Origin of the sequence: Larsenimonas salina, assembly GCF_023736155.1 — a bacterium.
In the GTDB taxonomy this organism is placed as follows: Bacteria; Pseudomonadota; Gammaproteobacteria; order Pseudomonadales; family Halomonadaceae; genus Larsenimonas; species Larsenimonas salina.
In genome coordinates this window covers 68309-87476 of sequence record NZ_JAMLJJ010000005.1, presented here as the reverse complement: position 1 = coordinate 87476, position 19168 = coordinate 68309, and the positions used below count along the sequence as shown (strand labels likewise).

Sequence of the window (19168 nt, the reverse complement as noted above, 5' to 3'; positions counted from 1 at the left end):
CCCATCGACGTTAGGTCATGGACACCGCCTGTGATTTAGTGAGGGTGCTAATGATGCACTTTGCGGTAGCACTCGACCATTGGTGTCTTTTCGCGACTATCATGAATGAAATTCAACTAAGAATAGGCGCTCGAACAGAAGCAGTCATGACGTGATGTAAGCACGCGTCGATACCGTCAGCGACAGCGAAGGCGCGTAAGCGTGGTCTCGCCGATGCTCTGGCCGTTGCGATCAAGCACGTGGTACTCAGCGGTGCCCTTGTTGATCAGAAAGGTCTCAAGCCACTGATTGGCCGCGTAGTGGCAGATGCCGTAGCTCAAGTGCCCGGCAAGAAAGGTGTCCACCTTCTGCTGGGCGACGGGAAGGCCCCAGATGCGCTCAATGATGTCCTGCTTGGTCTCGTTCATGTGGGCATCGAACGAGAGTGTGCTGTCTCGGGCGTGCACATGGCGCACGTGAATATCGGGGTCGAACTGGATCGGCCGGTCATCCTCGCGCTCACGCTCGGCAAGCGTTTTGGCAACCAGGCATAGATCCTTGCCATAGACGTGGGAATAGGCGCAGTGCCGCTTAGTCACGGCAAAGGTGTAGATCGTTGTGCACCAAAGGATAACGGCAATAAAGACAAGCAGATACTTCATGATGCGCAGGGCCCTGAACCAACTCGAAACTCATGTGCGGCGTTACTCTAACAGGCCGGGCAGGCGGGGCAACCCGGCATCGACACGCGGCCCTTTCCTGCCCTTTCTTACCCTTTCCTGCGCCACCTAGTATCACGCCCGACGACACCCGGACGGTGCGTTCACACCCGAACCGAGTGCAGGTCGCGCATGACGGGCCCGCCCGACTGCGGCTGGCGGGGCGCTTTCACCGTGCTTGACGGGGCGCCATGATAGCGTTTGATCCAGTCGACGAAGCGCTCGATGCCCACCTCGAGCGACACCTGTGGCCGGTAGCCGGTGACCGCCTGAAGCGCACTGGTATCGGCCCAGGTGCGCTCGACATCGCCCGGCTGCATCGGCTTGAAGCGCTTTTGCGCCTTGACGCCGAGCGCCCGCTCCAACAGCTCGACGAAGCTCAGAAGCGAGACCGGCTCGCCCCGGCCGACGTTGTAGATCGCGTGCGGCGTCTCACCGTTCGCGCCGGGCGCCTTCGGAATCAGGCGGACGATCGACTCGACGATGTCATCGACAAACGTGAAATCCCGCGCCATCTGGCCGTGGTTGAAGATATCGATCGGCTCGCCGCGCATCAGACGCTCCGCGAACAGGCTCGGTGCCATGTCCGGGCGGCCCCAGGGGCCGTAGACCGTAAAGAACCGCAGCCCGGTCGCGGGCAGCCGGTGCAGGTCGGCGTAGCTGTAGGCCATCATCTCGTTGGCGCGCTTGGAGGCGGCGTAGAGCGAAGCCGGGCGGTCGACCGGGTCACTCTCCCGGAACGGCAGCGTCTCCTGACGCCCGTACACCGAACTCGACGATGCGTAGAGCAGGTGCTCAACGTCAAAGCGGGTGCACACATCAAGGATGTTCAAAAACCCGATCATGTTGCTGCGACCGTACTCGTGGGGGTGCGCAACCGAATGCCGCACCCCGGCCTGCGCCGCCAGGTGCACCACCCGGGTAAACCGCTCGCGGGCGAACAGCGCCTCGAGCGCGGGCAGATCCGCCACATCGATCGTCTCGATGTGCGGCCCCTCAAGCTGGGCGAGCCGCGCCTTCTTGAGCGACACCGCGTAATAGTCGTTGAGATTATCGAGCGCCACCACGCGATGCCCTTCCCGCGCCAGACGGTTGGCGAGGTGAAACCCGATGAAGCCGGCCGCGCCGGTAACGAGAATGGTCATGCGGACTCCTGTAATCGAGACGGGCAATCTAGGATCAGATCGTTGAAAAAAAGCGGTAGACGCAGGTAGGCGGTGCTCACGGGCAGCTCTCCGAGGCATTGGGTCGAACGTCGGTGCCGATTGGCAGCACCACCAGCGTGCCGCTTCGGTAGAGAAAGGTTCGGCGAAGCGCGTGGCCCTCAAGCCAGGGCGTGAGCGTTCGCGTGCGCCCGACGGCCCAGCCCTCGGGGTGGGCGGTACGAAACCGACAAAGCGCGCGTGAATCCGACACCGGCGCCAACGGCGTGCGCAGGCGGCCAGCGAACTGAAAGGTCGCCTGATAGTTGCCGCCGACGTAGGCCACCGGCACGCCCTCTCGCTGAAGTGACCCGATCAGTTCCGCCGGGCCGATCACGCTTTCGCGCTGCCACAGCGGAAACAGCATCACCTGCACCACGATCACCACCGACGCCGTGCAGGCCACGGCCAGCGTGCGCGCGGTGGCAAGAGTGTTCCGGGCCGGCTGATACCAAAGAAGCGCGCCAAGCCCGATCAGAAGCACGGCGCCGAATGGCGAGATCAGGGTGGTGTCGACCGCCCCGACGCCGAACACCAGCGCCCCCGAAACGGCGACGCCCAGCCCGGCAAGCGCCAGTGCTACTGGCTTCAAGGACGCCGGCTTCATGGACGCCGAACCAGAGCATGAAGGACGGGTCAGTCGATCCATCACCAGAAGCGCAACGCCCGGCAGCACCGGCATGAGGTAGTGCACCTGCTTGCCGCTGATCAGGGAAAACACCGCCAGGGCCGGCAGCGTCCAGAACCAAGCCAGACGCTGATGACGACGACGCGGCAGGCCGGGCCACGCCGACGGCCACAGGGACCAGGGAAAGAGCAGCACCACAAGCCAGGGCAGATACCACCACCAGGGCCGGGCGTGGGCCATCGAATCGTGCAGACGATCAACGGTCTGCCCCCAGAGAAGCATGCGGGCGAACTCACCCCCGCCCGCCCAGGCCGCCGTCAGCGCCCAACCAAGCAGAAGCGCACTGCCAAGGCCGAGCGCACCCAGCACGCGCCGCCACTGCGCGCCGCTCAATGGCTCGGCTCGCCAGCAGGGGCTAGTTGCGAGAATCGGAAGAAAGGTGACCAGCGCCACCGGCCCCTTGGCCAGCAGCGCCGCGCCCAGCCACAGGCCGCAGGCCAGCGCCCGGCGAGCGTCAAACGCGCCACTTACAAGCGGTGCAATGGCGCCGAGCAGACACGCGCTCAGAAGCACATCGAACATCAGCGCGCCGCTGTAAAGCTGCCACAGCAGTAGGGTCAAGAGCACCAGCGGCGCCCACCGGGCCTGCGCCGGGGCGTAACCGAGCCCACGGGCGATGCGATAGAGCTGCACCAGGGCCAAAAGCGAGGCCAGCGGCGAGATCAGCCTCGGCCACCAGGCGTTGACGCCGAACACCGCCCAGCCTGCGTGAATCAACCAGAACAGCAGCGGCGGTTTATCGGCGTAGGGCGCGCCGTTCATCACCGGCACCCAGAAATGGTGACCCGCCCACATTTCCCAGGCCACCGAGACGTAGCGCGTCTCGCCGATGGGCAACAGCGGGCGACACAGCGCGCTCACCACCATCGCCAACCACAGCAGCGCCATCACCACCAGCGCTCGGTGGGCACGCGGCGCGGCAAGCGCGCGGATGGGGGAGATGCGACAGGTCGTTGCCATGATGGCCTCGGTCCAAAACGGTAGCGAGCGTCATCATGGCCTCGCCGACTTAAGAAAGTATTACGTGACGCGCTTTATCCAACCGCCCCGCGCCTCACCGCGTCGGGGCGGTGCCGGCGGGGTCCGGGAGCGTGGTCGGCGCGACCAATACCGGCGCCGCTGACGCATCGCCTGTGCACGTGCGCGTCGCGGCCGCCGGGATCAGCCACCAGTGATCGCCGTTTTGCACGCCAAGGTCCTGCATGCGGGTGCGATCGATGCAGGGGTAGTCATCCGCCTGCCGTCGGCGTGCGAACAGCCAGCGGTCTGGCTCGGCCTGAAGCCAGGCAAAGGCGCGGGAAAACTGTGCGGCGGTGGGGGTTTCATGGCCGAACTGAACGCTTGGCTGGCGCGCCTGCAGCACGAACTCCTCGTCGGCGTCCGGCAGCGCAAGCCAGGTGCCCTGCCCGGTGATCGATTCGACGTGGGTCATCATGTCTCGCGGGGAGCGGGCGTGGTCCTGCAGGGCGTAGGCCCAGGTCGACCAGCTGACCCAGAACACCAAAAGCCACAGCCCGAGCGCCTCGAGCCCCCGGCGCGGGCCGCGCCAGGCCAGAAGCACTGCCGCGGCAAGGCCGAGCACCACCCACCAGCCCCAGGGATGCACGCCGTGGCGCTCGGCCAGCGCCTCAAGCGAAGGCAGGCCAAGCGCGCCGAGTACACCCGCTACCAGAAGCACCGCCCCCATCAGCGCCAACAGCCCCGCCCCCAGCCACTGAAGCCGTGCGCGACGCCAGAGCCCCGGCAACAGTGGCGCCAGAGACCACACCAATAGCGGCAGCGTCGGCAGCATGTAGACGCCGCGCTTGCCGGGCGAGAGTGAAAAGAACATCACGATCAGCACCAGCGCGCTCAGCGGCATCAGTACGCGGGCGTCACCGCGCCTCAACCGGCGCGCCCAGGCCGGTACCGCCCAGGGCAGCGCCAGCACCAGCGGCATCCACGCCCACGGCAGCACGCTTGTCAGGTAGTAGTACCAGGGCTTCACGTGCACCCACGAGTCGGTGTAGCGCTCGCCGGTCTGCTTGAAGAGAATGTTGTCGCGGTAGGCGGCAAGGCTCGGGTCGTCGCCGAAGGTCGCGATCAGAATCATCGGCACGCCCCAGGCCGCGACGACCGCAAGAAGAACGCCAGCGCCCTTTAACAGATCACGCCCACCCACCGGCGACACCTTGCGCCGGAATGCGAACCAGAACAGCGCCGGCAGCAACGCCAGCGGCAGAATGCCGACGCCCTTGGTCAAAATGCCCACGCCCATCGCCGCCCAGCCGGCAAGCCACCAGCCCTTCGACGGCCCGAGCAGCGCGTGGCGCAAAATGCCGTAGCTGCCAAGGGTGGTGAACAGCGTCAGCATCATGTCGATCTGGGCGGTTTTCGCCTGCAGCATGAACTGAAGCGCGCTCAGAAGCGCAACGCCTGAGAAGATTGCCACCCGGCGGCCCCAGACGCGCCGGCTGAGATCAACCACCAGCAGAAGCGTCCCGAACGCGCTCAGGGCGGTCGGGATCAAAAACCCGAGCCGGACGGAGCCCGTCAGCCAGATCGACAGCGCCGAGGCCCACATGAACACTGGCGGTTTATCGGGGTAGAGCTCTCCGGCCCGGTGCGGGAACCAGAACTGGCCGGTGCGCAGCATCTCGAGCGCGTTGAGCGCAAAGCGGGGTTCATCGGCCGGCCACGGGTCACGAAGCCCGGTGCCGATGCCGATCAGGACGAGGGCCGTGAGCGCGAGCAGCGCCCAGGCAATGCGGTACGCCGTGACCGACGGCGCAAGGTTCAAAGGGCGCATGCAAGGCTCCTGTCGCTTAAGGGGTCGTCTCGGGCGGCGCCGCCTGGCGTTGCTCCCGACGAATCAGCATCAGATTGCGGACGTAGATCACAAGGCCGGAGCCCTGGCCGACGATGAACACCGGGTCCTTGCGGTAGATCGCGTAGATCAGGAGCGTGGCGCCGCCGCCGAGGCTGAAGAACCAGAACGTGACCGGCACGATGCTGCGCCGGGCGCGCTCGCTTGCAAGCCACTGGATGATGAAGCGCATCGAAAAGAGCGCCTGGCCGACAAACCCGAGCGCGACCCAGCCCCACTCGGGCATCACGGCGTCACCTGCCCGGAGGCGGCCGGCCGCTCGAGCTCCGGCGCGTTTCTTTTGTTGGATTCGGCCTCGGAGGCGGTCTCGGGCCGGGGCTCGGATTCGGACTCGCGCCCGGATTCGAAGATGAACGTCGCCGGCAGCCTGCTGCGCCGACGCAGCCACATCACCCCGACCATATCGACAAGTCCCACCCACAGCCGGTTGTTGAGGCCGTAGTGCGAGCGCCCGGCCCCGCGCGGGCGGTGATTGACCGGCACCGACACGCAGGAGCCGCCCTGGGCCCGCACCAGCGCCGGCAAAAAGCGGTGCATGTGATCGAAATAGGGAAGCGCCAGAAACGCCGAGCGCCGAATGACCTTCAGCCCGCAGCCGGTGTCTGGCGTGGCGTCATCGAGCAGCGCACCGCGCACCCGGTTGGCGATTTTCGAGGACACCCGCTTGAGCCAGTCATCGCGCCGGTTGGTGCGGTGCCCCGCCACCAGCGTTACGCCGGTCTCGCGGGCCTTGGCAAGCGCCGCCGGAAGATCCGCCGGGTCGTTCTGGCCATCGCCGTCAAGCGTTGCCAGCCACTCCCCACGCGCCGCCCAGGCGGCCTGCCACACCGAGGTGCTCTGCCCCGCGCTTTTCGCGTGACGAAGCGGGCGCAGGCGCGCATCACGCTCGGCGCGGCGGGTCAGAAGTGTCCAGGTCTCATCGCTTGAGGCGTCATCGACCACGATGACTTCATGCGGAACCTCCCCGAGCGCCGCGGCGATTTCATCGAGCAGGCCGGGCAGATTGCCGGCTTCATCCTTGGCGGGAATCAACACCGAAAGCAGGGGAGAAGACATCGGGCAGGCCTTTTAGTGGGGTGGACGATCAATGCTATTCAGTAACGCGCGCGGGGCTCGCCTTGCCCGCTGCGCCGTGAGCGTGCAAGTAATAGCAACGAAAACTTATCGTTTTATTAACGTTGCATGAGGGTTTCCTTAACGCTCTCGGGCCACCGCGCGCTCTATTGAAGTAATTGCAGCACTACCACGGATTGTCCAGTCCGCGGGTTTGAGACAGAATCAGGGCCTTCTTATAGAACCGCGCGACGCGCTCGCCCCGTCGCCCCTCATCCGCAGGAGTGCCCATGGATCTGGCGATCTGGTTGACCTACCTAAGCGTGATTACCGCGTTGATCGCGTTTCCAGGCCCTGTCGCACTTTTGTGCATGCATCAGGGCGTGCGGGTCGGCCGGCGCCGGGCGCTGGCCTCGGTGACCGGCGACGTCACCGCCTCACTGATGCTGATGGGGTTATCTGCCCTCGGGCTCGGGGCGATTCTTGCGACCTCGGAGCTTGCCTTTCTCGCACTCAAGATCATCGGGGCGGGGTATCTGATCTATCTGGGGGTGCAGGCCTGGCGGAGCCCGGCCGCACCGGTGGACACGACGGCGGAGGACGCGCCCCTACCGGCGGCATCGGCGGGCAGGCGCTTTCGCAAGGGGCTCGGCATCGGCCTCAGCAACCCCAAGGATCTGCTGTTCTTCGGCGCGCTGTTCCCAAACTTCCTGGATATGAGCCTGCCGCTTATGCCCCAGCTCACCCTGCTTGCGCTGACGTGGCTCGCGGTCGACTTCACCGCCATGACCACCTACGCCGCGCTCGGCGGCGCCATCGGCCGCTGGTTCAAGAGCCCCCGCCGCGTGCGGCTATTTAACCGCACCACCGGCGGGCTGTTCATCGCCGCCGGCGGGGCGTTGGCGGTGTCGCATCGGTGAGTAATAAAAAATTATAGCTACCACTTACAAGCGCTATCAAAATTCAAAAGACAAAATAATTATAAACAAACAAAAGGATACAGGATGATTTTCAATAGCGATAAAAGGCATTTACACGAGGCATTAACACGATGGAACTATTTCCCAAATCAAAAGGAAGGTACTTGGGAGCTACCACCATGTGTCTCTAGTAAAAGTTTTACACCTGAAATATCTGAAATGTTAGCCGAATGCAGAAAAAGATCGGAAGGATATGATTTAGTAGAATACCGAGCTACCAGATACAATAACGTTCCACGCATTTTAAGCCTTGTTCATCCTAAAGCTCACTCTGACGTTGTCAAATGTTTCATAGAAAACTGGGAGCACTTAGAAAGTCTATACACTAATGAATTTAGCATCATAAGACCAAACCAGCATAACGATGGCCGAGCTTTCATCATGAACTATGAAAAATATGATGATAAAGTCACAAATCTTCTCGATTTATCTTTTGCCAAAAAATTTAGAGTCCATACAGATATATCCAATTTCTTTGGATCAGTTTACTCTCACTCTTTCGAATGGGCTTTAAGAGGATTCAAGAACACGAAAGACAACCTCTCTAAAAAACGACCATTACGAGAAAAGCACTGGTCTGAAGATTTAGACACTACAGTTAGAATGTCTAAGAGAAAAGAAACTCTAGGTATCCCTATAGGTCCCGCTACATCAAGCCTATGTGCAGAGATAATATTAAGCAAAATCGATGAAAAACTTGGCATCCAAGGGTTCGAATTCGTCAGATATATAGATGACTACACGTGCTTATGTAAAACGCATGAAGAAGCACAAAGCTTTATACGTACGTTAGGAAATGAGCTATCTAAATTCAAACTTACATTGAATTTAACAAAGACCTCAATTATTGAACAACCTGAGCCCCTTTGCCCCGACTGGGTTATAGAGCTTAATAGAGCTAAACCATTTAGCCTTGGACCAAACAAAAGAAATACTGAATTCTCTATTTCTGAAGTAATAAACTTCGTTGATTACGCTATAAGGATCAATCAAAAAACTCCTGACGGAAGCGTTTTAAAATTCGCCTTTAGCTCAATAATAAATTACATACCGTCAGAGCACAGTGAATCAATTGCCAAATATATAATTAACTTAAGCTGGCACTACCCCGTACTTTTGCCATTTTTAGATAAAATCGAAGCACCCGAAGGTGGCTCTTTTTATTTAATCAGCCCGTTAGAGGAAAAAATCAACTCAATTCTACAAGAACACTCAAAAGACGGAAGATCGGATGGCGTTGCGTGGGCTCTATACATACTTATAAAAAACAACCTTAGAATATATAAAGACAGCATTTATGAAGTATTAAAGTTAAAAGACCCAGTTAGTCTAGCAATATTGTCAGATTACAAACCTGCTGAGGCAGCGATATTAGACTATGCATGCTCTTTAATTAAAAAAACAGATTTTGAAAAAGATCAAAACTGGATATTTCTCTACCAGCTATACTCAAAAGATCTGATAAAAAAGCCTTATGAAGATGATGAAACTTTCAGAATCCTAAAAGATTACAAGGTTAATTTTATAACTTGGGATAACGGAATAACTTTGGCAGAAAGCTATTGCGAGTATCTAAAGTTTGGATACGTATTTGACAGCAGGGAAGAAACACTAAGCTTTAAAAACTGGCTTTCTGAGCAAAAAGAGTAAGATGGCGCGCCCAGAAGGATTCGAACCTTCGACCCCTGCCTTCGGAGGGCAGTACTCTATCCAGCTGAGCTATGGGCGCGCGAGGTCGCCGTTGCAGCGACGCGTGGCATTGTACGGATATCCCCAGGCGTTGTCCATGTCACGAACCACGCGGGGCCTCGGCGCGTGCTCTATAGTAACAGTACCAAGAGGCCGCTTGAGTGGCCCGTTTCATGACCGCGACACGGAGAATCGAGGATGCGAATAAAGACTGTATCGCTGGCGCTGGGTGCGCTGCTGCTGGCACCACTGGCCCTGGCCGCGCCCGAGGGCGAATCGGTGTATCAGGATAACTGCGCGATGTGCCACAGTGGGGGCGGCGGTGCGCCAACCGTCGGTGATACCAAAACCTGGCAGCATCTGGTCGAGAGCCACGGCATGGATACGCTTTATGACAACGCCATCAAGGGCGTGGGCGGCATGCCGGCGAAAGGCGGCAATTCAAGCTTGAGTGAAGCACAGGTGAAGGCGGCGGTGGAGTATATGGTCGGCCAGAGCGGAGTCGAGCTTCCGAGCCAGTAACTTTTATTAGCACTGCCTAAATACAGCGCTCAGACGGGCGCTTTTTTTGATAGGGTGCATACCCCTTCGCTCAACGATTAGAGACCTCATGGCACACGACACCACCGAGATAAATCGTCAGAACAGCGCTTTCGAAGGCGATAAACCCGTCTGGCTGTTCGGTTACGGCTCGCTGATCTTCAAGGCGGGCTTCGAGTACATAAAGCGCCGCCCGGCGTGGATCAGCGGCTATGAGCGCCGGTTCTGGCAAGGCTCTCACGACCACCGCGGCACGCCGGAAGCGCCGGGGCGCGTGGCGACGCTGATCGAATCGTCCGAGGCCATCTGCTGGGGCATGGGGTATCTGGTCACACCGGAAGTGTTCGATAGCCTCGATGTGCGCGAGAAGAACGGCTATCTGCGGCGCACCATCTCAATGACGTTCGACACCAACGAGATGACCGACAGCATTGTCTACTGGGCCGGGCCCGACAACGCCGCCTGGCTCGGCGAGGCGAGCGAGGCGGAAATTGCCGCGCACATCGCGGTGTCCGAGGGGCCGAGCGGCCCCAACCGCGAGTATCTGTTGAAGCTCGCCGATTCCCTGCGCGATCTGAACGACGAGGACCCGCACGTGTTCGAAATCGAGCGCCACCTGCGCGAACTTATCGGCGAGAGCGCCTACGCCGGGTCCTGATCGGTCGATTCGCTCTTGCCGCCGGAAAGCACGTTGGCGGCGCAGATCAACGCCAGATGACTGAGGCCCTGGGGGAAGTTGCCCAGGGCCCGGCCGCTGCCCGGGTCGATCATTTCATGCATCAAGCCGAGGTTGTTGTTGCTGACTTCGGTGACCCCCTGCATCAGCTTGTGCGCCTCCTCGCATTCGCCAGTGGCGCCCAGCGCCTCAACCATCCAGAACGAACAGGCCAGAAACGCGCCCTCCTCCTGCTCGGCGCCGGAATAACGGTGCAGCAGCGCGCCTGAACCCAGCTCCTCTCGAATCGCGCGGTAGGTCAGCGCCATCCGCTCAGGGTTGACGCCCGTGCCGAAGCGGTGGGTCAGGCACATGGCGGCGTCGAGCTTTTCGGTGCCCGGGTAGAACACATAGGCCTGACGCGCGGGTGACCAGCAGTTCGCCTCGACCCACTCGGCAATGCGGTCACGCTCACGCTGCCAGCGCGCTTTCCAGGTCGGCTCGATGTGGCCGTCGTCCGCCAGACGCACGGCGTGATCAAGCGCCAGCCAGCACGCCATCTTGGAATGGGTGTAGTGGTGCGTTTCCGGCAGCTCCCAGATGCCGCAGTCCTTCTGCTGCCAGCGGTCGGCGCATTGATTGGCGAGATCGCCTAGAAGCCTGGCGGTGGCGATGTCGATCACATGGCCTGCCTCGATGAACAGCGACGCGGTGGCCAACATGTCGCCGTACATGCTGGTCTGAAGCTGATCCTTGGCGTTGTTGCCGACCCGCACCGGGCGCGAGCCCATGTAGCCTTCGAGTTCGGGGTAGCGCTCGGCCGGCACCAGGGCGCCTTCCAGCGTATAGCAGGCGCGCATGTTCGGCCCATGGCGATGAATGGTGGCGGTCAGCCACGAAAACGCGGCCTTGCACTCCTCCAGAGCGCCTGCGTGTACGAACGCCTTGATGACAAGACAGGCATCACGCACCCAGGCGTAGCGGTAGTCGTAGTTTTTCTCGCCGCCGATGCCCTCGGGGAGCGAGGTGGTCGCGGCGGCGGCGATGGCGCCACTCGGGGAGTACAGCAGGAACTTGAGCGCCAGCGCCGAGCGCAGCACGCACTGCTTGTAGTCACCGTCGTAATCGAGCTTTTCGGCCCAGTCGCGCCAGGCGAAATCGCTGACGTCGATGCGCTCGTCGATCTTGTCAATCGACGGCACCGCCAGCGGTTCGCCCTCGGCGGCCAACAGCGCCACCATCGAGCGCACGCCCTCACGGGCCGTCAGGCACGCCGTCAGTGCGCGGTCGGAGGCCTCGGTCACGTGCACATCGTCACTGTGGCGCACCATCACCATCAGCGGGCCGATGTTGTAGACCTCACCGAGCGTGGTGGTTTGAAGCCAGGGGCTGACGGTTTGAACCTGCGTGCCCGGCACGAACTGAATGTCGAACTCGACCTCCCCTTCCACGCCGTCGACCCGGCGCGCCAGCTCACACCAGGGCAGGCGGCCGGCGGTATTGCTGTTGATCGACTCGGTCACGCGGGCCGAGCCGTTTTCGGTAATGAAGGTGGTTTCCAGCACGTTGCTGTTGTGCCGGTAGCGGCGCTCGGCCCTGTAGGGGCCACGGGGCGTGAGCACAAAATGACCACCGTGCTCTGCATCAAGCAGCCGGTCGAACAGCGGCGAACGGTCCATGGTGGGGGCGCACCACCAGTCGATCGCGCCATCCATGTTCACCAGCGCCACCGAGCGGCCCTCGCCGATGGCGGCGTAGTTTTCAAGCGGGCTGTAGCCACGCTCGCGCTCAGGGTTGGTCACGGTTCGAGTCAGGGTCATGCAGTCGGTTCCATCAGTGGGTCGGTCTCTTGGGGCGAGTCGGTATCTTGACGCGAGTTGGTATACTGAAAGCATAGCGCGCTAAGTCGGATTCGATAGCAGCTATGCTGTACACCACCTGATTCATATCGAAAAAGGAGAATTCGATGGGTACTCGCTTCGATCCCAGTGCGCTGCTCGAGACCTTGAAGACCCGCGCGCCGCTGGTGCACTGCCTGACCAACCGCGTCACGGTGACACCGATGGCCAACGCACTGCTGGCGATCGGCGCGGCCCCGGTCATGACTGATCACCCAGACGACGCCGAACAGATGAGCGCCTCGGCCGATGCCCTTCTTATCAATCTCGGCACCCCCACGCAGGAATCGCTCGAGGCCATGACCCGCTCGGTGCGGGTGGCGGCCGCGGATCATCGCCCATGGGTGCTGGACCCGGTCGGCGTCGGCGCCACCCGGTTTCGTCGCACTGCCGCTCATACGCTCCTTGAGTACCAACCCACGGCCGTGCGCGGCAACGCCTCCGAGATCATGGCGCTGGCCGATGAAGCGATCACCGGCCGCGGCGTTGACACCCAACATACGGTCGAGGACGCAACCGAGGCGGCAAACGCGCTGCTCTCCTATACGAAAGGCGTTGCGATCTCGGGCCAGCAGGATCACCTACTGACCGAACTGGGCCACTGGCAAATCACCGGCGGCAGTGCCTGGCAGCCCAGAGTGACCGGCACCGGCTGTGTGCTGGGCGCGTTGATGGCGGCGTACGGCGCGGTCAGTGATGAGCCGTTCGAGGCGTTGGCGGCGGCCCACCTTCACGCCGCGATTGCCGCCGAACTTGCCGAGGCACGGGCCGAAGGGCCGGCAAGCTTTGCTTCGGCCTGGCTCGACGCGCTGGCCCGGGATGATCTCGCACTGACCGAGCGGGCAATCGAGCGGGTGCACGCCCTCGGCGTGTGACGGATGCGCCGATTCGGACTAATCAGCCAATGGGCCACCCCGTAAATGGGCCAGCCAGTCAATATGCCAAGTACTAAAAAGGCGCCGGCAGATGCCGGCGCCTTCAGGGCGTGCGTGTGGCGCGCAGCTCAGCCCACGATGAACAGCACGCAGGCGGCGGTCATCAGGCCCATCACGCCGTTGAACACGCGCCACTGGGTCGGGGTGGTTAGAAAGCGCGAGATCGCCATGCCGAAGCCGGCCCACATTGAAATGCAGGGGAAGGCCACCAGCTCCATCAAAAGCGCAATGCTTATGGCGTTCAGCCACAGCGCGCCTTCGTGGGGCAAAAACGTCGCCATCAGCGCCATGCCCATCACCCACACCTTCGGGTTGACGTACTGAAACGCGAACGCCTGCCAGAAGCTCTGGGGCCGGGCGGTGTCAGCGTGTTCGAGCGCCGGCGGCGGCGCGGTGGCGATCTTCAGCGCCAGATACAACAGGTACGCCGCCCCGACCCATTTGAGAATCGCCTGAAGCTCCGGCACCTGCTCGAACAGCGCCCCAAACCCCAGGGCCAGCGCAACAAACAGGCTGAACCCGCCGGCCATGATGCCAAGAATGTGCGGCAGCGTGCGCTTGTAGCCAAACCGTGCGCCGGAGGCCGTCAGCATCACGTTGTTCGGCCCGGGCGTCCCGGTCATCGACACCGCGAACAAAAGAAGCGAGGCCAGCCCTGACAGTGACAATCCACTCATGACGTACCTCCTTCACCGATGGGTTGCCATTCAAGCGTAATGCGGCGGTTGCGCGCCCCGCGGTTCTTGATGCTCTTGACCGTGATCGGGGCGATTTCACCGGTTCGGGCCACGTGGGTGCCGCCGCAGGGCTGACGGTCGATCTCGCCGATGCGCACCAGCCGCACCTGGCCGCCATTGGTGGGCGGAGCCACACCGACCGTCTTCACAAGCTCCGGGTTGGCGGCAAGCGCCTCGGCCGTGATCCATTCAACGCTCACCGGCAGATCCTCGGTGATCCAGTCGTTGATGCGCTCGGTAATCGCCTCTTTATCGAGGGCGTCACCGGCGACGTCGAAATCGAGCCGGCCCTTGTCCGGGGTCATCTGCCCGCCGGTCACGGGAAACGGCACCGCGACCGAAAGAAGGTGCATCGCGGTATGCATCTGCATCAGCCGGTAGCGGCGCGCCCAGTCAAGCTCGAGTTCGACGCGCGCGCCGACCGCGGGGGCGTCGCCGTCAAGGCGGTGCCAGATCAGGCCCTGCTCGCCCTTGACCGTATCGACCACCGGCATCGAGCGGCCGGCTTCGTCGCGGAGCATGCCGGTATCGCCCATCTGACCGCCGCCGCACGGGTAGAACACGGTGCAATCCACCGCCACGGCCTGCTCGACCACGGCGCGAACGTCGGCCGTGATGACGTGCTGATAGGGGGCGTGATCGAACTGACGGACGGTGGCGGACATGGGGCGCTCCTTGATTGTATGGGTACAATTTCAAGACGACCCCTTCAATAAGGGGACAATTACGAGCATAATCCCGCCAATATTTGCGTCAACGGATTTATTGTCACCATGACAATCTGGACTCCCGATCTTGAACCGACCGGCCCGCGCTACAAGGCGCTGGCGAATGCCATCGAACACGCCATCCATCAAGGCAAGCTGGCGCCCGGCGATAAACTGCCGCCTCAACGCCAGCTGGCCGACGCGCTCGGCGTGACAATCGGCACCATTACCCGGGGCTACGGCGACGCCGAACGGCGCGGCCTGGTCGAGGGCCGTGTCGGCAGTGGCACCTACGTGCACGGCCCGAGCGGCCCGGCGGCGTTCGGGCATGTGCTGCCGAGCGAGTCACAGGGCACCATCGACTTGAGTCTGTCGCTGCCGCCGCCCACGCCTGAACGCGTGCGTCATTTCCAGCGGGCGCTGGCGCACGTTAACGCCGCAGGCGATACGCTGGCCGAGCTCTTGAGCTATCAGCCGGAAAGCGGCATGGCGGCGTGTCGTCAGCGCTTTGCCACGTGGATGACCGAGGCGCTTGAGCTTCCGGTCGAGGCCGAGGAACTGGTGATCACGCAAGGCGGCATGCACGGCATCTTCATTTCACTGCTGGCACTGTTGGCGCCGGGGGAGCGGATTGCGTGCGAGGAACTGAGCTATCCGGGGCTGATCAGCGCCGTGCAGCAGCTTCATCTGAAAACCGCAATGGTGGGCCTCGATGAGGACGGCATCGATGTCGCGGCGCTGAGGCGGCGCTTTGAGCAGCAGCCGTTCAAGGCCATCTACGTGATGCCCGAGCACCACAACCCGACCACGGTGGCCATGAGTCAGCCGCGGCGAGAAGCGCTGGTGGCGTTCGCGCGGGAAAAGGACGTGTGGCTGATCGAGGATGGGGTGCTTTACATGGCGCCGAACAAGCGGCGCGGTACGCCGCTGTACCGGCTTGCGCCGGAGCGCACTGTGTATCTGTTTTCGGTCGCCAAGCTTCTGGGCGGCGGCTTGCGCGCGGGGGTGTTGCGCGCGCCCAGCGTACTGCATGGTCGATTGAATGCCGCACTCAGGGCCCAGAGCTGGATGCCGCCGCCGTTGATGGCAAGCGTTGCCTGCGCCTGGATCGAACACGGCGACGCCGACGCCCTACTCGACTGGCAGACCGCCGAGCTCTCGGCCCGCTACCGCATGGCCATCGAGGCCTTGAACGGCCACCGAATACAGGGCGCCGAAGGGGGGTTCTATCTATGGATTCACATGCCGGCAGGGCTTCGTGCCAGCCAGCTGATCGATGAGCTTCAACGTCAAAACGTGCGCCTGACCTCCGGAGAAGCGTTTTGCGTCGGGGCTACGGCCGCCCCTCAGGCCGTCAGGCTGTGCCTGAGCGCCGCCCATGACCGGGCGCAGCTTGCCAAGGCCTTAGAGATCGTCAAGGCAGCACTCGATGCCCCCGAGCCTACGCTTTGGGAAACGGTATAGCGCGCTCCTGCACTGCGGGAGCTTCCAGGCGCTTTCTATCCATAAGGCGGGTTATATCCATAACGCGGGTTATCCACAGCGATGGCAGAGCCGCCACCGCTGTGGATGACACTTAAAATGACCTGTCACACCGCATCAATACTTGGGAAAAACACATGGAAAAACGCCGCAGAGGCAATAATTTACCCTTTTTAATCAAGACTTTTATCAATAAGTAATCGTCTCTTTTTAAAAATCTCTATTTATAATAACACACCTATTAAAATAGACTTTAGTTCAATATAACCATTACAATATTATGTCTTCTGTCAGTGGAAACCGTTGCGTTACAAATCGGTCGCTGTCTGACGACACTTTTGCCGCCCCAACCATGAAGACCAATAAAGGCACTATAAACATTAGATAAAGTGCGATAATAACCAAGGTGAAATTCTCCCTTTATTTTAATTATTTAGGATCTCTATGCGTCGCCGTAATCACTTTTACCTGAAACTTAAAGTAACATCATAGCGCCCTGGAACTGTGCCGATGCGCGCACGGTGCGCAGAATCCTCTTTTCGGCTCAGGCCACGTAGCACAAGGCTTTACGCATATTCTCCACAAAAAACCTAAGGGATTACACGGCATCTAAGAAATGGCGTTTATGTTAGTCATCATTGAGAATGAACCTATTTTTACTTCTCTACAGACGGTCGACGAAATATCTAAAAATATCTTTGACCATTTATTGAGACCCGCGCTGAAAATTATCTAAAAGATATGCCAATTGTGCTTTTAACCCGCCCACTCTCTTTCTCATCCGCTAAATAAAGATTATCTTCAGGCAGGTCTTGTTGCGGACTCAAAGCCCTATAAAAACATCGGCAGTGTTCGAGTAATTACGTGCATCGAGCGCATGTTGGAGACCGACTCAGGCATATCATCGAGGCACGATTCCCGGCCCGACCGAAAATGGCTTCTGACCGTAACGTGCAGATATCCAACAAGGAACGTGATCAGGGGATCGCGTGGGAATAAAAAAATGCAAATGACCTACCAATCCGACTACGGCAGACTTCGCCACTCTCGCTGGTACGAACGGATCCTTCTGAGCTTTCGCACCAATCTGGTCCTGGGGTTCGTGCTGACCACGGTCATTCCGGCGCTTCTAACCTGGGGCTGGCAGTGGAACAGCCAGGGCGCGATGACCACCATCATGGCAAGCGGCATTGCCTATCTGATCGCGACCAGCGCAGTACACTCGATTTCACGCTTTCCGGGCACGAGAGCGCTTATCTACATCCTGCCGTTCATGACCATCACCTACTTTCTGATGGGCCTGTTGCTGACCACGGTCCAGCTCGACTTCTCGCTCGAACCGATGCTGATGTCCTACGCCCTGTCACTGGCGGCGGCCTACACCGGTTACTGGATCGGTAACCGTTACCGGGTGCGAAAGATCGCCGTGGTGCCCATCGGTCAGGTGGAGGATTTCTGCACGCAGAACGTGGTCGACTGGCGCTGGCTTCAGCAGCCGGATCTGAGAGACCTGCGCATCGATGGCATCGTGGTCGATCTCAAGAGCGCATTAAGCCCCGAGTGGCAGCGGTTTCTGGCTGACTGCATGATCCAGCGCATTCCGGTGCACGATGCCCAGCGGTTTCACGAGGAACTGACCGGCAAGGTCGGGCTCGAGCACATCTATCAGAACCGCTATGGGCTGATGGTGACCAACAACACCTATGAGCTCATCAAGCGCGCAGCGGATTTCGTGGTGGCGCTCATCATGCTGCCGCTGGTTCTGCCGCCGATTGCCATCGCTGCCATCATGATCAAGCGTGATGATCCGGGCCCGGTGTTTTTCAAGCAGAAACGCGCAGGCTTTCAGGGCATCGAGTTCGACGTCTACAAGCTTCGAAGCATGTACGTAAACCCCGAGAACCAGACCCCGACTGCCGGCGTCGAAGACCCGAGAATCACCCGCGTCGGGCGCGTGTTGCGCAAGTACCGCATCGATGAGCTGCCGCAGATCTTCAACGTCTTGAAAGGTGACATGAGCCTGATCGGCCCGCGCCCGGAAACGCCGTCACTGACCGCCGCCTATGAAAAGGACATTCCCTTCTTTCGCTATCGTCACGTCGTGCGCCCGGGGATCACCGGCTGGGCCCAGATCGAGCAGGGGTATGTGTCCGAGGTCGAGGGCTCGAAGCGAAAGCTCGAGTATGATTTCTACTACATCCGCAAGTTCTCGTTCTGGATGGACGTACTGATCATCATCAGAACCATCAAGACCGTCTTCACAGGCTCCGGCGCCCGCTGACCCGGGCCAGACCTCAAAACGTACAACGCCGCCCTCTCCGGGCGGCGTTGTACGTTGAGTGCGATCACCCCGTCATGCCAGACACGCGGTCGCAATGCCGGGCGTCTGTGCGGCAGGGCGGGCGCGTGCATGCTACGGTGCAGGTTCGGCCCCGCTGCGGCCCAACCGTCGACAGGATGCTCCCATGTTCGAGTCACTTACCGACCTCGCCGGTCAGTTCTTCGGGCTTGCCTCGCTGGTGCTGTGCATCCTCGCGTTTTTAAATACCCGCGATGACCGCCTGATGGCGCTGCTGCTGCTCGCCAACGCCGCGTTCGCGCTGCAGTTCGCGTTCTTTCAGAGCTGGACGGCATCCATCCTGTCGGTACTGGTGATGGTGCGCATTGCCCTTGCGCGCCGTTATCCAGGCCATCGCGGGGTGATGATGGCGGTATTGATCGCAAGCGGTCTTGCCGCGTGGCTTACCTGGCAGAGCCTTGCAGACGCCCCTGCGCTCGTGGCCATGCTGATCGGCACCGTCAGCATGTTTCTGCTCAAGGGCGTTGCGCTGCGCGTGTGTATGGCGCTTGCGGCGGCGTTCTGGCTGGCCAGTCACCTGTTGGCGGGGTCCATCGGTGGGGTCACGGCCGAGGCCATGGTGATTCTTGCCAACGCCATCACCATCACCCGGCTGATTCGGCGCAGGCAAAAAAACGCCGCGCCGCCCGGCGTCGGTGAGCCGGACGGTCATCAGACCTACCGGGCCTAGGCCTTCCTG

17 protein-coding genes and 1 tRNA gene are annotated in these 19168 nt (G+C 60.9%); 8 read left to right on the top strand and 10 right to left on the bottom strand.

Annotation, left to right across the window (positions count from 1 at the left end):
• Window positions 1-176: 176 nt before the first annotated feature.
• From NAT23_RS10895 to NAT23_RS10870, 6 genes are all read right to left on the bottom strand, one after another.
• Window positions 177-641: a hypothetical protein gene (locus NAT23_RS10895; RefSeq protein WP_251928236.1), complete on the bottom strand. Its 465-nt coding sequence runs from the start codon at window positions 639-641 to the stop codon at window positions 177-179.
• A gap of 161 nt (window positions 642-802) precedes the next feature.
• Window positions 803-1843, bottom strand: coding sequence for an SDR family NAD(P)-dependent oxidoreductase (locus NAT23_RS10890; RefSeq protein ID WP_251928234.1), 1041 nt, complete (start codon window positions 1841-1843; stop codon window positions 803-805).
• A 76-nt stretch (window positions 1844-1919) separates the two neighbouring features.
• Window positions 1920-3548, bottom strand: a complete 1629-nt coding sequence (locus tag NAT23_RS10885; RefSeq protein WP_251928232.1) for an ArnT family glycosyltransferase — start codon at window positions 3546-3548, stop codon at window positions 1920-1922.
• 94 nt (window positions 3549-3642) lie between these two features.
• Entirely contained in the window at window positions 3643-5376 is a 1734-nt protein-coding gene (locus NAT23_RS10880; protein WP_251928230.1) for an ArnT family glycosyltransferase, read from the bottom strand.
• Between the two features lie 16 nt (window positions 5377-5392).
• The gene (locus NAT23_RS10875; protein ID WP_251594757.1) at window positions 5393-5680 is read right to left on the bottom strand and encodes a lipid-A-disaccharide synthase N-terminal domain-containing protein; all 288 of its coding nucleotides are present in this window, start codon (window positions 5678-5680) and stop codon (window positions 5393-5395) included.
• The gene (locus NAT23_RS10870; RefSeq protein WP_251928228.1) at window positions 5680-6510 is read right to left on the bottom strand and encodes a glycosyltransferase family 2 protein; all 831 of its coding nucleotides are present in this window, start codon (window positions 6508-6510) and stop codon (window positions 5680-5682) included. The genes NAT23_RS10875 and NAT23_RS10870 overlap by 1 nt, the downstream gene beginning before the upstream one ends.
• Before the next feature lie 287 nt (window positions 6511-6797).
• Here NAT23_RS10870 and NAT23_RS10865 point away from each other — a divergent pair, with 287 nt between their 5' ends.
• Both NAT23_RS10865 and drt4 read left to right on the top strand, forming a co-directional pair.
• Entirely contained in the window at window positions 6798-7427 is a 630-nt protein-coding gene (locus tag NAT23_RS10865) for a LysE family translocator (protein WP_251928226.1), read from the top strand.
• 84 nt (window positions 7428-7511) lie between these two features.
• A complete protein-coding gene (gene drt4 / locus NAT23_RS10860; RefSeq protein WP_251928223.1) occupies window positions 7512-9137 on the top strand; it encodes an antiviral reverse transcriptase Drt4 in 1626 nt (541 codons plus the stop codon).
• 2 nt (window positions 9138-9139) lie between these two features.
• On the opposite strand, the gene NAT23_RS10855 is transcribed toward drt4, so the two are convergent.
• A tRNA-Arg gene (locus tag NAT23_RS10855) sits at window positions 9140-9216 on the bottom strand.
• Between the two features lie 158 nt (window positions 9217-9374).
• On the opposite strand from NAT23_RS10855, the gene NAT23_RS10850 reads away from it, so the two are divergent.
• Together NAT23_RS10850 and NAT23_RS10845 are read left to right on the top strand one after the other, a co-directional pair.
• Window positions 9375-9698 carry a c-type cytochrome gene (locus NAT23_RS10850; RefSeq protein ID WP_251928221.1) on the top strand — a complete coding sequence of 108 codons (324 nt, stop codon included), beginning with the start codon at window positions 9375-9377 and terminating at the stop codon, window positions 9696-9698.
• An 88-nt stretch (window positions 9699-9786) separates the two neighbouring features.
• A complete protein-coding gene (locus NAT23_RS10845; protein ID WP_251928219.1) occupies window positions 9787-10374 on the top strand; it encodes a gamma-glutamylcyclotransferase in 588 nt (195 codons plus the stop codon).
• Here NAT23_RS10845 and NAT23_RS10840 read toward each other — a convergent pair.
• Window positions 10359-12191, bottom strand: coding sequence for a glycoside hydrolase family 15 protein (locus NAT23_RS10840; RefSeq protein ID WP_251928217.1), 1833 nt, complete (start codon window positions 12189-12191; stop codon window positions 10359-10361). The genes NAT23_RS10845 and NAT23_RS10840 overlap by 16 nt on opposite strands.
• A gap of 146 nt (window positions 12192-12337) precedes the next feature.
• Here NAT23_RS10840 and thiM point away from each other — a divergent pair, with 146 nt between their 5' ends.
• Entirely contained in the window at window positions 12338-13144 is an 807-nt protein-coding gene (gene thiM / locus NAT23_RS10835) for a hydroxyethylthiazole kinase (RefSeq protein ID WP_251928215.1), read from the top strand.
• A gap of 128 nt (window positions 13145-13272) precedes the next feature.
• Here the strand turns inward: thiM and NAT23_RS10830 are convergent, their stop codons facing one another.
• Both NAT23_RS10830 and NAT23_RS10825 read right to left on the bottom strand, forming a co-directional pair.
• On the bottom strand, window positions 13273-13881 hold the full coding sequence (locus NAT23_RS10830) for a LysE family translocator (protein WP_251928213.1): 609 nt from the start codon (window positions 13879-13881) through the stop codon (window positions 13273-13275).
• The gene (locus tag NAT23_RS10825; protein WP_251928212.1) at window positions 13878-14606 is read right to left on the bottom strand and encodes an alanyl-tRNA editing protein; all 729 of its coding nucleotides are present in this window, start codon (window positions 14604-14606) and stop codon (window positions 13878-13880) included. Before NAT23_RS10825 ends, NAT23_RS10830 begins: the two co-directional genes overlap by 4 nt.
• A gap of 108 nt (window positions 14607-14714) precedes the next feature.
• Between NAT23_RS10825 and NAT23_RS10820 the strand changes: the two genes are divergently transcribed.
• The 3 genes from NAT23_RS10820 to NAT23_RS10810 all read left to right on the top strand — a co-directional run bounded on the left by NAT23_RS10820 (window position 14715) and on the right by NAT23_RS10810 (window position 19159).
• A complete protein-coding gene (locus tag NAT23_RS10820) occupies window positions 14715-16112 on the top strand; it encodes an aminotransferase-like domain-containing protein (RefSeq protein ID WP_251928210.1) in 1398 nt (465 codons plus the stop codon).
• A 1021-nt stretch (window positions 16113-17133) separates the two neighbouring features.
• Complete coding sequence (locus NAT23_RS10815; RefSeq protein WP_251928208.1) at window positions 17134-18411, top strand: sugar transferase; 1278 nt, start codon at window positions 17134-17136, stop codon at window positions 18409-18411.
• A gap of 184 nt (window positions 18412-18595) precedes the next feature.
• Window positions 18596-19159, top strand: coding sequence for a YgjV family protein (locus tag NAT23_RS10810; RefSeq protein ID WP_251928206.1), 564 nt, complete (start codon window positions 18596-18598; stop codon window positions 19157-19159).
• Window positions 19160-19168 lie beyond the last annotated feature (9 nt).